General features: G+C 69.3%; 11 protein-coding genes and 1 pseudogene. 4 read left to right on the top strand and 8 right to left on the bottom strand.

Annotated features, from left to right (window positions below; translation table 11 throughout):
• Positions 1-280: 280 nt before the first annotated feature.
• The 3 genes from NJ4_RS13815 to NJ4_RS13805 are packed head-to-tail and all read right to left on the bottom strand — an operon-like array spanning position 281 to position 5,147.
• Positions 281-1,492, bottom strand: a complete 1,212-nt coding sequence (locus tag NJ4_RS13815) for a lipid-transfer protein (protein ID WP_067436078.1) — start codon at positions 1,490-1,492, stop codon at positions 281-283.
• Entirely contained in the window at positions 1,489-2,937 is a 1,449-nt protein-coding gene (locus NJ4_RS13810) for an OB-fold domain-containing protein (RefSeq protein WP_245644569.1), read from the bottom strand. Before NJ4_RS13810 ends, NJ4_RS13815 begins: the two co-directional genes overlap by 4 nt.
• Complete coding sequence (locus NJ4_RS13805; protein ID WP_067436075.1) at positions 2,934-5,147, bottom strand: acyl-CoA dehydrogenase; 2,214 nt, start codon at positions 5,145-5,147, stop codon at positions 2,934-2,936. The genes NJ4_RS13810 and NJ4_RS13805 overlap by 4 nt, the downstream gene beginning before the upstream one ends.
• Positions 5,148-5,234: 87 nt before the next feature.
• Here NJ4_RS13805 and NJ4_RS25205 point away from each other — a divergent pair.
• Positions 5,235-6,005 (top strand): annotated as a pseudogene (locus tag NJ4_RS25205) (alpha/beta fold hydrolase); the annotation flags it as partial.
• Positions 6,006-6,022: 17 nt separating this feature from the next.
• Here the strand turns inward: NJ4_RS25205 and NJ4_RS26720 are convergent.
• Entirely contained in the window at positions 6,023-7,510 is a 1,488-nt protein-coding gene (locus NJ4_RS26720) for a WS/DGAT/MGAT family O-acyltransferase (protein WP_245644568.1), read from the bottom strand.
• A gap of 88 nt (positions 7,511-7,598) precedes the next feature.
• On the opposite strand from NJ4_RS26720, the gene NJ4_RS13790 reads away from it, so the two are divergent.
• Both NJ4_RS13790 and NJ4_RS13785 read left to right on the top strand, forming a co-directional pair.
• Complete coding sequence (locus NJ4_RS13790; RefSeq protein ID WP_217996858.1) at positions 7,599-8,879, top strand: alpha/beta hydrolase; 1,281 nt, start codon at positions 7,599-7,601, stop codon at positions 8,877-8,879.
• 72 nt (positions 8,880-8,951) lie between these two features.
• The gene (locus tag NJ4_RS13785) at positions 8,952-9,563 is read left to right on the top strand and encodes a hypothetical protein (RefSeq protein ID WP_067436069.1); all 612 of its coding nucleotides are present in this window, start codon (positions 8,952-8,954) and stop codon (positions 9,561-9,563) included.
• 11 nt (positions 9,564-9,574) lie between these two features.
• Here NJ4_RS13785 and NJ4_RS13780 read toward each other — a convergent pair whose 3' ends face one another.
• Positions 9,575-11,695 (bottom strand): acyl-CoA dehydrogenase, encoded by a 2,121-nt coding sequence (locus tag NJ4_RS13780; protein ID WP_067436087.1) that lies wholly within the window; start codon positions 11,693-11,695, stop codon positions 9,575-9,577.
• A 93-nt stretch (positions 11,696-11,788) separates the two neighbouring features.
• Here NJ4_RS13780 and NJ4_RS13775 point away from each other — a divergent pair, with 93 nt between their 5' ends.
• Positions 11,789-12,460, top strand: coding sequence for a class I SAM-dependent methyltransferase (locus tag NJ4_RS13775; RefSeq protein ID WP_245644567.1), 672 nt, complete (start codon positions 11,789-11,791; stop codon positions 12,458-12,460).
• On the opposite strand, the gene NJ4_RS13770 is transcribed toward NJ4_RS13775, so the two are convergent.
• From NJ4_RS13770 to NJ4_RS13760, 3 genes are read right to left on the bottom strand one after another with little or no spacing between them, the layout of a single operon-like run.
• Positions 12,447-13,532: a prenyltransferase/squalene oxidase repeat-containing protein gene (locus NJ4_RS13770; RefSeq protein WP_067436063.1), complete on the bottom strand. Its 1,086-nt coding sequence runs from the start codon at positions 13,530-13,532 to the stop codon at positions 12,447-12,449. The two genes, NJ4_RS13775 and NJ4_RS13770, sit on opposite strands and share 14 nt — an antisense overlap.
• Positions 13,522-14,280, bottom strand: coding sequence for a class I SAM-dependent methyltransferase (locus tag NJ4_RS13765; RefSeq protein ID WP_067436060.1), 759 nt, complete (start codon positions 14,278-14,280; stop codon positions 13,522-13,524). Before NJ4_RS13765 ends, NJ4_RS13770 begins: the two co-directional genes overlap by 11 nt.
• Positions 14,267-15,520, bottom strand: coding sequence for a glycosyltransferase family 4 protein (locus NJ4_RS13760; protein ID WP_067436057.1), 1,254 nt, complete (start codon positions 15,518-15,520; stop codon positions 14,267-14,269). Before NJ4_RS13760 ends, NJ4_RS13765 begins: the two co-directional genes overlap by 14 nt.
• Between the last annotated feature and the right edge of the window lie 102 nt (positions 15,521-15,622).

Raw genomic sequence — 15,622 nt, 5'->3', positions numbered from 1 at the left:
GTCGTGAGTTCGCAGTGACCCGTCGTGAGTTCGGCGCACGGGCCGGCTTCGTGTCCTGGGTCTGGGCGTGGCAGTGGCCCCAGGCACCGGTGTCCGGTGTGGGGCTTCGGCTCGCTGTCTGAGTGACACAGCTGGTGGGCCAGGCGGAGTCGGCGACGGGCGACACTGCCCCGAGACCACCGACTCCCCGGGACCCCGAAAACCCGTCGTCCACAGGCGCCGGAGACCTTTTTCACGAAGGTTCCCAGGGGGGTTTCGAGACGCTCGCGGCGAGACCTCCTCAACCACCCGCACGTGGTGTTCGACCGAGGATCAGACCACTGGTGGGGACACCGGTCCCAGCAGTGACCAGGGCGTTCGTCGTACCGGACGGGCCACCCGCGCCGTCGACCCCGATGACCTGGTTCACCGAAGTGCCTCTGACTTGGCGTACGGCCTCGGCGATGCCGTTCATGCCGTGGATGTAGGCCTCGCCCAGCTGCCCGCCGTGCGTGTTCACCGGCAGGTGGCCACCGAGCTCGATGCCTCCGTCCGCCACAAAACCAGGCCCCTCCCCGCGACCGCAGAAGCCGAGTTCTTCCAGCTGCATCAGGACGTACGGCGTGAAGTGGTCGTAGAGCACCGCCGTCGCGACGTCGGCCGGCCCGAGCCCGGACTGCCGCCACAGCTCACGGCCGACGACGCCCATCTCCGGCACGCCGATGTCGTCGCGGTAGTAGGAGGTCATCACGAACTGGTCGGGGGCGCACCCCTGCGCCGCCGCCACGACGTACGCCGGGGGCTGGGCCAGGTCGCGGGCCCGTTCCGCGGAGGTGACGACGAGGGCGACGGCGCCGTCGCTCTCCTGGCAACAGTCGAGCAGGTGCAAGGGATCCGCGATCATGCGTGAGGCCTGATGGTCCTCGAGGGTGATCGGCTTCCCGTGGAAGAACGCGGCAGGATTGGTGGCGGCGTGACGACGATCCGCGACGGCGACGCGACCGAAGTCCTCCGACGTGGCGCCGTACTCGTGCATGTAGCGCCGGGCCTGCATCGCGACCGTCGCCGCCGGCGTGGTCAGCCCGTGCGGGTAGGTCCACGCGTTGTCGAGCCCGTTGGTGTTGACCTGCGCACTGGCCCAGACCGCGGTCTGGCCGAAGCGCTGACCCGAGCGCTCGTTGAAGCCGCGGTAGACCACGACCACGTCGGCGACGCCCGTCGCCACGGCCATCGCGGCCTGCTGCACGGTGCCGCACGCCGCTCCACCGCCGTAGTTGATGCGGCTGAAGAACCGCAGCTCACCGATACCGAGCTCACGCGCGACCGCGATCTCGGACGACGTGTCCATCGTGAACGTGACGAGTCCGTCGACGTCGGCCGGAGTCAGCCCGCAGTCGGTCAACGCGGCCTTGATCGCCTCGACGGACAGCCGCAGCTCGCTGCGACCGGACTCCTTGGAGAACTCGGTGGCGCCGATGCCGGCGATTGCCGCCCTGCCGCTGAGCCCACTCATGACGGATCCCCTGACTCGATCTCGATGGTGACCTGCCCCGTGACGTGTGACGCGATGCTGAGTGCGCCGTCCTCCTCGTCGCGGGAGACCGTGCCGACCACGTCGATCACCACGGTGTCTCCCTCGACCGAGGCGACGGTTCCGCTGAACGTCAGCTCATCACCGGGGTACGCAGGTGCGCCCAGCCGGATCGCGATCGACCTCACCTGTACGTCGTGGCCCAGGTGGTCGGTCACGTAGCGCTCGACCAGACCGTTGGTGGTGAGGATGTTGACGAAGATGTCCCTCGAGCCGTACGACCTGGCCAGCTCGGCGTCATGGTGCACGTCCTGGAAGTCCCGGGTGGCCAGGGCGGTGCTGACGACCAGCGTCGGCGTGATGTGAAGGCCCCAGATCGGAAGCAGTTGGCCGGGCTCGGGTGTGGTCTCGAAATGGCCTGGTTCCTCGGCCTCCTCAACCACCGAAGACTCGGCGTCCTCAACCACGGAAGGCTCGGCGTCCTCAACCACCGAGATGCCTCCGACTGGCCGCCAGACGGGGAGTGTCAACGTGTCGTCGATGCGACGGAAGCCGACCTCGACGGGCATGCCGATCTCGAGTCTCTCCGGCGCGATGCCGTCGACGGTGGCGACCATCCGCACTCCCTCCTCGAGGTCGACCAGCGCCAGCACGATCGGAAGCTCGTGACCGGGGATCGGCGGGTGCCGGTGGACGACGTACGAGAAGACCGTGCCACGGCCCGAGGCGACGACGTACCCGCGAGCGAGCTCCAGGCACGACGGACAGGTCGGACCGGGCGGATGCCTCAGCACTCCACACGATTCGCACGTCTGGATGCGCAGCTCCCCGACCGACGTCCCGTCCCAGAAGAATTCTGTGTCGCGGTCGCGGATGGGGTGCAGGACGAACGGGGTCTCGGCCGGCTCGGCCACCGGCTTGCGCGGCGCAGGCTTGAACTTCAACACCCGGAACGTCATCGTCGCGACCTGCTCGCCGTCGACCCGCCACACGTTGCGCGACGTCACGAAGTAGCCCTCGCCGACGCCGGTCGCCTTCGGCCCCACCACCGACTCGAGCTCGGTGGTGACGGCCACCTCCTCGCCCACCTTCAGTGTGCGGTCGTAGTGCTGCGTGCAGTTGGTGCCGAGCACGCCGGTGAAGCCGGCCTCGGTCAACTTGCCCATCATCGCGTGCAACGGATCGAACAGTTCCGACGGTGGGTTGAGGCCCTTCATGGTCCACACCTGCGCCATCGACGGTGGAGCCTCGCCCGCGGTGAAACGTGGGTTGGTGTTGCCCATCGCCTCGAGCCAGTTGTTGATCATCGGCTGGTTGACGGGGTCGCGACCCCGGCGCGGCACGGTGGCGCCGGCCGCCGTCAGCTTCTCGGCCTCGGCCATCACCCAGGCGTGGTCGTACGCCGTCCCGCCCGTCGCGGCGCTCATCGTGGAACCCGCGGCAGTCCGAGCCCGAACATCGAGATCAACTCTCGCTGGATCTCGTTGACGCCGCCACCGAAGGTGAGGACCAGGTTCCGTTTGGCCTGCGCGTCCAGATAGCCGATCAGGTCATCTGTGTCGGGATCAGCCGGGTCGCCGTACCGGTGCACGATCTCGGCCAGCCGTCGCCCGAGCTGCTGCACCCGGTCCGAGGCGAACACCTTGGACGCCGAGGCATCGGCGACGCTGATCGCGCCACCGGAGGCCGCGCGGGCCACCTCCCAGTTGAGCAGCTCGTTGACCCGGAAGGCCGCCGTCGTCTCGCCCAGGATTCGGCGTACGTCGGGCTCATCGTCCACGTCATGGGTCGTCGCCCAGGCGGCAACCCGGTCGCGCAGACCCTCCAACCGGCCCGCCGGACCGAGCATGACCCGTTCGTGATTGAGCTGCGTGGTGATCAGCCCCCAGCCCTGGTTCTCCTCGCCGACCAGCATGTCCGCGGGCACGCGCACGTCGTTGAAGTAGGTCGCGTTGACGTGGTGCGAACCGTCGCAGGTGATGATCGGGGTCCACGAGTAGCCGGGGTCTTGGGTGTCCACGATCAGGATCGAGATGCCTTTGTGCTTGGGGGCATCGGGATCGGTGCGCACCGCCAGCCAGATGTAGTCGGCCTGGTGTCCGCCGGTGGTGAAGATCTTCTGGCCGTTCACGAGGTAGTACGGATCGCCGTCGCCCTCGACCAACCGCGCCGTGGTGCGCAGCGACGCGAGATCCGTGCCGGCCTCCGGTTCGCTGTACCCGATCGCGAAGTGCACGTCGCCGGCCAGGATGTCGGTGAGGAACTTGTCCTTCTGCAGCTGCGTCCCGTGGGCCTGCAAGGTCGGCCCGACGGTCTGGAGTGTCACTGCCGGCAGGTGCACGTCGGCCCGCTGCGCCTCGTTGGCGAAGATGGTCTGCTCGATCTCGCCGAACCCGTGCCCGCCGTACTCCTGGGGCCAGCCGACACCCATCCAGCCGTCCTGGCCCATCTGCTTGATCGTGCGCTGGTACGTCGCCCCGTGCCGGTCGGTCATCATGTCGAGATGGTCCTCGTGGGAGGCGAGGTTGGTGAAGTAGTCGCGCAACTCCGCCTTGAGCCCGCGTTGTTCGACGCTGAGCTCGAGGTTCTTCGCGTCGGGCGCCTCGACCGTGATCCGCGCGAGTGACGCGTCGACTCCTCCCACGGCGTGGGCGAGATCGGTGATCTGGCTGTAGTAGCGGTGCAGCGGATAGGTGATGTCGACGCCCGTTCCGCCGTGCAGGTGGTGGCAGGTGTGCAGCGCGGCGGGCCCCTCGACCGCGAGCCAGTACGCCGCCACGGCCAGGTCGTCGGTGGCGTCGAGACCCTCCGCCACTCGCCAGGCCGCGTTGTGGGCAGCCAGGCTGAGCGTGCGCGACGCGACGTAGACGTCCGCGATCTGCTGGGCGACGGCCTGGAACTCGGCGAGCGCACGGCCGAACTGCGTGCGCTCCTTGACGTACCCCGCGGTCAGGTCACGGGCTCCGGCCAGGAGCCCGGCACCGGCGAGGGCCAGGCCCGCCACGGCGTTGTCCCTCAGGTGCCGAGCAGCCTCGGCGGGGATGTCGCCCAGCAGCTCGACCGGGACGTCGTCGAAGTCGATGCTGTGGGTCGTGGTGCCCCGGGAGGTGCGTGAAGGACGCAGGGTCACCCCGTCACGTCGGGGGTCGACGAGCGCCACGGCGAGCCCCCCGTCGAAGGAGACGAGCACGAGCAGGGAGGCTGCGGCATCGGCATACGTCACGCCGACCTTGGTGCCGCGTAGGAGCAGGGTGTCGCCGTCGCGCCGCACCGTGGTGGTGGGCGCGTCCGGCAGGGCGTCGCCGGCCTCGGCAAGGGCCGGCGACAGGATCGTGTCTCCCTCGGCGACACCGGTGAGCAGGGCGGCCCGTTGTGTCGCCGTGCCGCTGCGCGCGACGGTGAGGGTGCCCGCGACGAGGGTCTCCCAGGCCGGGAGCTGCACGGCGGCGACACCCAGGCGCTCCAGCACGATCGCCAGCTCGAGCAGGCCGAGTCCCTCACCCCCGAGCTCTTCGGGGACGGCGAGGCCGAGGAGCCCGGACTGAGCCAGGTCCGCCCAGTCGACACCCTCTCGCTTCACCACGTCATCGACGACGGATGCGACGGCTGCCTGGGTCTCCGACGGCGGCGAGTTCACCGGTGATCCTCCTGGGGATGGCGCGGAAGCGGACACGAAACTGTAACCTGTTCTAGTCTAGCGTGACACCAGGACGGGAGAGCACGGATGTTCGGCGCGGCCACACCCATGCTTCGCAAGCTGGTCCCCCTGCCGCGGGCCGTCATCCCCGACGGCCGACTCGTCGAGCTTCCTGGCCGCGGGACGACGTACGTCACCGACACGCCGGGGCCGCGCCCGGACTCGCCCACCGTCGTGCTGTTGCACGCAGTCGGAACGACCGGACTGCTGACCTGGTACCCCGCGATCCGCCCACTGGCCGAGCGGTACCGCGTGATCACTCTCGACCAGCGCTGGCACGGCCGTGGGATCCAGTCGGAGGAGTTCTCGCTGCGCGACTGCGCCGACGACGCAGTCGCCCTCCTCGATCTGCTCGGCATCGAGCGCGCCGTGTTTGCCGGCTTCTCGATGGGGTCGATCGTCGCCCAGCGAGTGTGGCGCCAACACCCGCGTCGAACCGCGGGCCTGGTCCTGTGCGCCAGCACCGAACGCTTCCGCTCCACGGCCGCCGAGCGCCTGTTCCACGAATCGATGGAGCTGTCGATGCGTGGCCTGCGCGGCGTCTCTCGCTCCCGCATCGGGTCGACGGCGGCCCGTGCGGCCGGTCGGGCACTCGACCTGGGACCCACCGACGTTCACGACTGGGCATTGGCGGAGTTCGCCTCGACCAGCCCGTGGGCAGTCGCGCAGGCCGTCGCCGCGTTGGGCCGCCACCACTCCCGGCCGTGGCTGGGACGCATCGAGACCCCGACGGCCGTGGTGGTCACCAACAAGGACAAGGTCATCCCACGCGAGCGCCAGCTCGCGTTGGCCCGGCACATTCCGGGTGCCACGGTTCACGACATCGATGCCGGCCATGCTGCCTGCGTCCTCGAGGCGGAGATCTTCGTCCCCGCACTCGTCGAGGCCTGTACGACGGTCGTCGCCCGCGACGTCGACCTGTCGAGGGCCTCTTTCACGCGCTGCAGCTCGTCGGGAAATCGGGAGACCAGCGCGCCGACGTCCTTCATCGACTCCGAGCACGCGATCACGCCCACGTGCACCCGCCCGTTGTTGGACATCACCGTGATGTTCAGGCCGGCACCATGGAAGACCGGGCCCAACGGACAGAGCGCGTCGATGCGAGCTCCGGCGAAGTAGAGCGGGATCGGCGGGCCGGGAACGTTGGAGATCACGAGGTTGTGCACGACCGGGTGCTTCTCGGCCAGCCGGAGCCCGGCATAGGCACGCACGGCCAGCCCGAAGGTGCGTGGGGCAGCGAACTCAGCCCAGTCCTGCAGGGTGTCGGCGCTGATCGCCTGGTGGTGCTCCTTGGCGTTGCGGTTGCTCGTCGCCATCATCTCGAGCCGGTCGAGCGGGTCCTCGATGTCGGTGCCCAACCGCGCGAACATCGCCGACACCTTGTTGGCACCGTGGGCCCGCTGGCTCGTGCCGCGCACGGAGACCGGCACGGTCGCGATCAACGACACGTCCGGCAGCTCGCCGCGACTCTCGAGGTAGGCCCGCAGGGCACCCCCGGCGAGTGAGAGCACGACATCGTTGACCGTCGCACCGCTTGCCTGCTTGACCGCCTTGATCTCCTCGAGGTCGAGCTCGGCAAAGCCGATGGAGCGGTGTCCGCTGATGGTGCCGTTGAACGAGGTGCGCGGCGCGGTGAACGGCGCCGCCATCGCAGTTCCCTCACGTGCCCGCCCGATCGTCTTGGCCACGAGCGACACCGACGGCTGCAGGAGCCGGGTCACCAGCAAGGGCTTGGTGAGGTTGTGGACCACTCCCCTGCCCAGGAGCTCGAGGCCCCCCGGGTTGCGACCGGGCGGCACGGGGCCGCTGGTCTCGAGCGGAGCGGCGTCGGGTTCGAGGCTGCACAGGTGCGAGATCAGGTTCGAGCCCGAGGCGCCGTCGACGGTGGCGTGGTGCATCTTGGAGAACACCACCACCTTGTCGGCGTACCCCTCGATGACCCACATCTCCCACAGCGGGCGGCTGCGGTTCATGGTCTGACCGGCCAGGTGCCCGCACAGCTCCACGAGCTCGTCGTACCCGCCCGGCGCCGGTAGCGAGAGTCGGTGCAGGTGATGGTCGATGTCGAAGTGGTCGTCGGCGACCCAGACCGGGTGGTCGATGTCGAGCGGCACCCGGCGCAGACGTCGGGTGAACTTGGGGACGTCGATGACGCGGTCACGCAGCGTCTCCCGCAGGCCGGCGTACGTGTAGCCACCCGGGATCGTGGTGGGATCCAGGACGATCAGGCCGCACACGTGCATCAGCTGCTCGGGGGTCTCGAGATAGAGGAAGCTCGCATCCAGGCCACTGAGTCGATCCATGGCCGACATTCTATCCGGCAAGGTGGAACGTGTTCTAATTTTGGACGGGAAGCGGTGCGGACGAGCCACCCCGGCTAGCATCCGCAGCGTGGCCTTCCTACGTCGTCAGATCATCACCGCAGCCCTGACCGCCAACGCGATCCGCCCCCTGCCGGGCCTGCGCGTGGGCATCCCGTCCTTCTTCGCCGGCTGGATGACCAACGAGCTCGCGCCACACCTGCTGGCCCTCACCGCTGCGGACACCGCCGTGCATGTGGGGCCCCGGCGTCGCAGCACGGCCGGCCTGGCCCTGGCCGCTGCCAGCATGGCCGGTCTGGGCTATCTCGTGCGTACGGCGGGCAAGGTGCAGGACGGCGTCGAGCGGGCGCTCACCGAGGGCATCGGCGTCGACTACGTGGAACGGCTCGACGCGGCGCCCACCCCGGCCGACCTGGCCACCAGCTGGCGCTCGCTGGTGAACCCGTTCCGGATGTTGACTCCTGACATCGAGGTGCTCCGTGACATCGCCTACAGCGACGCCGGTCGACGCGGCAAGCTCGACATCTATCGAGCCAAGGGGCAGGACCTGAGGGACGCCCCCGTGCTCCTGCAGGTGCACGGCGGCGGCTGGACGATCGGCGACAAGCGCGAGCAGGGCCTTCCCCTGATGACGCAGCTCGCGGCGAAGGGATGGGTCTGCGTCGCGATCAACTACCGCCTCGCGCCGCGCAGTCCGTTCCCCGCGCAGATCATCGACGTGAAGAAGGCGATCGCCTGGGTCCGCGAGCACATCGCCGACTACGGAGGCGACCCGGCCTACATCGCCATCACCGGTGGGTCCGCGGGTGGTCACCTGGCCGCGCTGGCGGCACTCACTCCCCACGTCAAGGAGTTCCAGCCCGGTTTCGAGGACGCCGACACCAGCGTCGCCGTCGCCGTGCCGCACTACGGCGTCTACGACTTCGCCGGGGCCACCGGGCTGAAGTCGATGCTTCTCATGCGCGACAAGTTCCTGGCGCCGCGGATCGTTCGCAAGCGCTGGCAGGAGGACCCCGAGACGTTCGAGGCAGGTTCGCCGATCCTGCAGATCACACCGGAGGCCCCCGACTTCTTCGTCATGCACGGCACCAACGACACCCTGGTGCCGGTCGAGCAGGCCCGCCTGTTCGTGGCCCGCCTGCGCGAGATCTCCGAGAGCACCGTCGTGTACGCCGAGCTGCCGGTCGCGCAGCACGCCTACGAGATCTTCAAGTCGATCCGTGCCGGTCACGTCACCAAGGCCGTGGACCGCTACCTGCACTGGCACTGGAACGGCTACCGCCAGGGCGTCGACGTGTCCGAGGTCGACGCGGACGAGATCATCGACACGGCCGAGGCCGAGGCCAACTGACCCGTTTCGCCTCCGTCGGGGCGGTTCTTCTCCTAGCCTGTGCGCGGGCAACAAGGCCCTCGAGAGGAACACGTGCACAAGCTGATCGGGGCGGCCCTCGCCCTCGCCACCACCGCCTGCCTGAGCGCCGGCACCACGACTGTCGCGCACGCCGAGAAGGTCGTGCACCGCGATGCGAGCGGCGACGTCCTGAAATACGCCTGGTCGGCGTCCCACCCGGACGCCGGAACCCTCGCCCCGAACGCGCAAGACGGTGACATCGTTCGCACCGTGGTCGACCACCGCCACGACAACGTGTTCGTGACGATGACCCTGGGAGACCTGCGTCGGGCATCGGCGCTGCAGGCGTTCGGTCTTTCGGTGATCACCGACGAGAAGCTGCGCCGGGACGTGTCCGTCATGCGCGAACGCCGCATGGGGGCACAGGGCGAGAACCAGATCACCACGCGAGGCGGCACCGTCCTGACGTGCCGGGGCCTGCGCACCCGGATCGACTACCCCGCGCACACCGTCCGTTTCCGGGTGCCGCGATCCTGCCTCGGCGCCCCCCGGTGGGTGCGCGTCGGTGCCGTGTCGATCAGGGCCACCAGCGCTACGGAGACCTTCTACTACGACGACGCCCTGCTGGCGGGCAAGGTGCGCGACACCGGTCCGGCGTACGGCCCCCGCGTTCGTCGCGGCTGACCCTGACGCAGTCAGCGTGGCAGGCCGAGGATCCGCTCGGCCGCCACGTTGCGCAGGATCTGCGTGGTGCCACCGGCGATGGAGAGACAGCGGGTGAGCAGCATCTCGTGAACGGCCGCCGCGACCTCCTCCCCGCCGAGCACCACCCGGTCACCCAGCAGATCGACCACGAGCTCGGAGGCGTCCTGGCGGTTGCGCACGGTGAGCAGCTTCGCCACGCTCGACTCGGCGCCCGGCGCAGAGCCCGCCAGCGAGCGCAGCGTCGTGCGCACACCGAGCAGTGCACAGACGGTGGACAACGCCACGGCATGACCGATGCGGGCCCGCTGCGCCGCCGAGACGTGCGGAGCCAGCGAGACCGCACGCTCCACACTCAGGTCGAGCTTGGTGCCGGCCATCGCCACGCGTTCGTTGGCCAGCGTGGTGCGGGCCAGACGCCACCCGTGGTCAACCTCGCCGACGACGCAGTCGTCGGGCACGAAGACGTCCTCGAGGAAGACCTCGTTGAACAGCGCATCACCGGTCAGCTCGCGGAGCGGCCTGACGTCGATGCCGTCGCTGGCCATGTCGACCAGGAAGTAGCTGATCCCCTTGTGCTGTGGGGCATCCGAGTTCGTCCGGGCCAGGCAGATCGCCCAGTGTGCGTCCTGGGCGAGCGAGGTCCAGACCTTCTGACCGCTGAGCCGCCAACCGCCGTCGACCTTGACCGCCCGCGTGCGCAGCGAGGCCAGGTCGGAGCCGGCGCCGGGCTCGCTGAACAGCTGGCACCACACGATCTCGCCGAACAGGGTCGGTCGGACGAATCTCTCGCGCTGGGCGTCGGAGCCGTGGGCGAGGATGGTCGGAATCGCCCAGCCACCGATCTTGAGGTCGGCGCGAGGCACGCCGGCTGCCGCCAGCTCCTGGTCGATCACCAGCTGCTCGAGGGGTGAGGCGTCCAGGCCGAAGGGCACCGGCCAGTGCGGCATGGCGAGACCGGAGTCGACCAGCGCCCGGCGCTGTGCGCGCCCGTCGAGCGCGACCAGCTCCTCGACTCGGGGGCGGATCCGCTCGCGCACCGGCTGGTCCTGGCCGCCGAAGTCGAGCCGGACCGATCGACGTACACCATCGGTCGCTGCGTCGGTGAGTGACGAGGCGAAGGTGTCGGAGTCGCCCAGCAGCGCGCGCAGCGTGACCGCGCGGCGCAGGTGGAAGTGGGCGTCGTGCTCGAAGGTGAAGCCGATCCCGCCGAGCACCTGGATGCAGTCCTGGGCGACCTGCACGGCGCCGTCGAACGCGATCGTGCCGGTCACGTCGGCGGCGAACTCCCACTGGCGCTTGTCGCCGAAGGCGATTGAGGCCGCATCCCAGGCAACCGCGGTGACTGCCTCGGCGGACTCGAGCATGCCGGCACACAGGTGCTTGATCGCCTGGAAGGACCCGATCTTCGCACCGAACTGCTCGCGCATCCCGGCGTACTCGACGGCCGTCTTCAAGCACCAGCGGGCGATGCCGGAGGCCTCGGCGGCCGCGAGCGTGACGGCTGTACGCCGCACCAGGGCGGCCTCCAGCCCGGTGGCCGCGACCAGCTCCGAGACCGGCACCGCGACGAGCTCGACCGAGCCGAAGCGGCGAGTGAGGTCGGGCCCGACCGTGGCGGTCACCCGGGCACACGATGCCGGCACGACGAACCAGCTGTCGTTGCCTGCCCCGAGCAGGAAGTGGGTCACCGAGGGCGCATCCCAGACCACGTCCACCCGACCCGACACCGTCGAGCCGTCGGTCTCGAGCGAGGGGGTCAGCCCCAGACCGACCGACATCTCTCCCCGGGCGAGCGCTGCCGCCACCCCGGGCGTCTCGCCGAGCAGAGCGGCCGCGACGGTCGTGCCGAGCAGGGGGCCGGGCACCATCTCGTGCGCGCATGCCTCGAGCGCGACGGCCACGTCGAGCAACGATCCTCCGCCGCCGCCTGCCGACTCCGGCACCCCGATCGCAGGGATACCCATCTCCACGATCGCCTTCCAGGCTTGGGAGAACCCGGCCTGCGGGTCACCTTCGGCGGCCCTCACCTGCTCCAGAGGACGCACGGAGGCCGCCCACTTGCGCAGGGAGTCGCCCAGCTCGCGGTGCTCGTCGCTGATGCCGAGAGACACACTCACTCCTTCTTCGTCGCGGTCGAGTGCTGACGTGGCTGTCCAAGCGACCACCCCACCACTCAACCAGCTAGAACGTGTTCCAATTGTGCCATGAATAGGCTGTCCGACGTGATGCCGTCCGAACTCCTCGACCACGCCCGCGCCGCCAAGGGCTTCATGCCCGAGGACGAAGGCCTCCTCCTGCACCGCGTCGCCCGCGAGCAGCTCCGCACGGGGCCGGCGCTGGAGGTCGGCACCTACTGCGGCAAGTCGGCGATCTACATCGGCGCTGCCGCGCGCGAGGTCGGCGGTGTCCTGTTCACGGTCGACCACCACCGGGGGTCGGAGGAGAACCAGGCCGGCTGGGAGCACCACGACACCCAGGTGGTCGACGAGGAGTTCGGCCTGATGGACACGTTGCCGTTCTTCCGCAAGGCGATCGCCCGGGCCGGACTCGAGGACCAGGTCGTCGCCGTCATCGGCAGGTCAACGACGGTCAGCCAGCACTGGCGCACTCCCCTGTCGATGCTGTTCATCGACGGAGGCCACGCCGAGGAGCACGCCCAGAACGACTTCACCGGATGGGCACACTGGATCCAGCCCGGCGGCAAGCTGGTCATCCACGACGTCTTCGCCGATCCGGCCGACGGCGGGCAGGCGCCGTTCCACGTCTTCCAGCGCGCGCTGGCGAGTGGAGCCTTCGCGGAGGACGACGCCCTCGGCTCCATACGGATCCTCGCACGCGTGAAGGGTCAGGCCGGCGACGCGACTAGCGTCGACTGAGCTCGCACCCGCACTCGAGGGCCATCTCGTCGAAGTGCGCGGCCAGTGTGGTGCCGCGCATGATGTCGGAGCCTCCGGTGCCGTGCCCGAGGGCGTCGACCGCGAGGATCACCGCAGCGGCGGTGTACGTCGTGTGCTCGGCTGGCCAGTTCACGTCGTCGGGGAACACGTAGCCGGTCCAGTAGGCACCGTCGTCGGAGCGCAGGTGCTGCATGTCGGCCAGCAGCTGCAGGGCCCGGTCGCGGTCGCCCAGCGAGTCGAGGGCCATGACCAGCTCGCAGGTCTCGGCGCCAGTCACCCACGGGTTCTTTGAGACGCAGCGGATGCCGAGGCCGTTCTCGACGAACGTGTCCCAGCGTGAGTCGATCAGCTCGAGGCCGACTTCGCCGCGGACCGCTCCACCCAGGACCGGGTAGTACCAGTCCATCGAGAACTCCGACTTGTCGAGGAAGTCGTCGCGATGGTGGCGCAGGGCGTGACCGAGCCGGCCACCGGCCAGCTCCCACTCCGGCTGCGGCTCGTCCATCAGCTCCGAGAGCGCGACCCCGGCGCGCAACGCCTGGTAGATGCTCGAGGAGCCCGCCAGCAGGCCTTCGGCGTTCACCCTCGCGGGTCGGCCGTCGGACCACTCCTGCGACCACGCGATGCCGCCGAAGGGCAGCTGCATCGAGACGACGTAGTCCAGCGCGCGCTGCACGGCCGGCCAGTGTCGACGTACGAACCTCACGTCACGGCGCACCAGCCAGTGGTGCCAGACCCCGACCGCGAGGTAGGCGCACATGTTGGTCTCGCCGCTGGCGTCCTCGACCTCACCGGCCACGATCTTCATCGGCCACGAGCCGTCGGGACGCTGGGTCCGCAGACACCACTCGTAGGCGCGCTCGGCCGCCTCCACCTCACCGCCGACCAGCATCGCCATCGCGCCCTCGACATGGTTCCACACGTCGACGTGCTCGCCCACGGTCCACGGGATCGCTCCGTCGGCCTCCTGCATGGTCGCGATCGAGGCTGCCGTGCGAGCCACCTCGGCGGCGGTCAGGATGCCGGGCAGCGACGGGGTCTCAGGCCGCATCCGGCTTGCGGAAGTAGAGGACCATGCTCTTGCCGATCACCGGGTTCAGCGCCTTCTCGGCGAGCCGGGTGGCCGTGCTCCAACGGGGCGTCTTCATGATGTCCCAGACCAGGACCTGGTGGTAGGCCTTCACCAGCGGGTGCTGGTCGTTGTTCACACCGACCGCGCACTTGATCCACCAGTACGGCGAGTGCAGGCCGTGCGCGTAGTCCTTGCCCTCGAAGATCATCGCGTCGCCGGGGGTGCCGTCGTTGTCACGGCCACCCTTGGTGACCTTGTCGATCAGCTCGTGGTCGGTGTAGATGCGGATGTGACCACCGGGCGAGTTGTGGTAGTCGGCCGAGAGCTTCCAGTTGATCACCTCGGGCAGCCAACGCGGGACGGAGACAGCCAGGGTGCCGCCGGGACGCAGCACCCGGATCAGCTCCTTGATCGCCTCGACGTCGGCCGGGACGTGCTCGAGGATCTCGGCGGCGACGATGCGGTCGAACTCACCGTCGGCGAAGGGCAGCGCGAGCGCGTCACCCTCCTTGATGTCCGCCTCGGCACCGTCGGGGACCTCACCGGCCTCCTTCATCGCCCCGAAGAGCTCGAGCACGTTGGACAGCTCGTCCGCGTCACGGTCGAAGGCGACCACGTCGGCGCCGCGGCGGTACATCTCGAAGGCGTGGCGGCCGGCGCCGGCGCCCATGTCCAGGACGCGCTCACCCGAGCGGAGGCCGAGTCGGTCGAAGTCAACGGTCAGCATTGGTACCCCTTGCGTGGTGGTTCTCGATCACTTCGTCGTACGCCGCCGCGGTGGCCGCAGCGACTGCTCGCCAGCTGAACGTCTCCAGGACCCGTTCGCGCCCGGCGCGGCCCATGCGGGCCCGGCGCTCGGGGTCATCGAGCAGGGCGGCGATCGCCTCGCGCAGCTCCTCGACGTTGCCGGGCTCGACCAGATCGGCGCAGAGCCCGTCGGGGCCGACCACCTCGGGGATGGCACCGGCCCGGCTGACCACCAGTGGAGTCTCGCAGGCCATCAGCTCGGCGGTCGGCAGGGAGAAGCCCTCGTAGAGCGACGGCACGACCGCGAGCTCGGCGGAGCCCATCACCGCGACCAGCTCGGCGTCGGAGATGCCGTTGACGAAGCGGACCGCGTCGCCGATGGCGAGCTTCTCGATCAGCTTCTCGGTGCGGCCACCCGTCTCGGGCTTGGTGACCATGATCAGCTCGAGGTCGCGCTCGGTGCGCAACTTGGCGAACGCCTCGAGGAGGGTGTGCACGCCCTTGATCGGGGCGTCGGCGCTGGCCATCGCGACGATGCGGCCCGGCACCCGCGGCGTGGTCGGCGGAGCGAACACGTCGTCGGCACCGAGTGGGATCACCTGGATCACCGACGGGTCGACACCGAAGTCCTTGACGATGTCGCGGGCCGAGGACTCCGACGGCGTGAGCACCTTCACCGCGCGACGGGCGACCTTGCCCTGCATGCGCAGGAACCCGTACCACCGGCGCAGGGTGAGTCGCTTGCGCCAGTTGGGCGCGGCTGCGAGGTCGACGCGGCGGTCGAACGTGATCGGGTGGTGCAGCGTGGTGACCAGCGGGATGCCGGCATCCATGATGTCGACCATGCCGTGCCCGAGCACCTGGTTGTCGTGGACGACGTCGAAGTCGTCGCGACGCGCCTTGATGATCTTCGCGACACGCTTGCTGAAGGTCTTCGGCTCGGGGAACCCGGCCGTGCACATGGTCAGGAACTCCTCGACGTCGATCAGGTCGCGGAACTCCGTCAGCTTCGGCACCCGGAACGGGTCCGGCTCACGGTAGAGGTCGAGGCTGGGCACCTTGGTCAGGCTCACGCCCTCGTCGAGCTCGGGGTACGGCTGGCCGGAGAAGACCTCGACCTCGTGACCCAACGCGACCAGCTCACGGCTGAGGTGGCGGATGTAGACGCCCTGGCCCCCACAGTGGGGCTTGCTGCGGTACGACAGCAGTGCGACTCGCATCACTGTCACCTTCTTCCTGTTCGGCCCGGATCCACGACACGGGAAGTGGAACGTGTTCCTATTATGGCTCACGAGGCAGTAGCGTATGTGGAGAGTCCAACG

This window comes from Nocardioides jensenii JCM 1364 = NBRC 14755 (assembly GCF_001552535.1).
Lineage (GTDB): Bacteria > Actinomycetota > Actinomycetes > Propionibacteriales > Nocardioidaceae > Nocardioides > Nocardioides jensenii.
The sequence above is the reverse complement of the archived record's forward strand: the minus strand, read 5'-3'. Positions and strand labels throughout refer to the sequence as shown.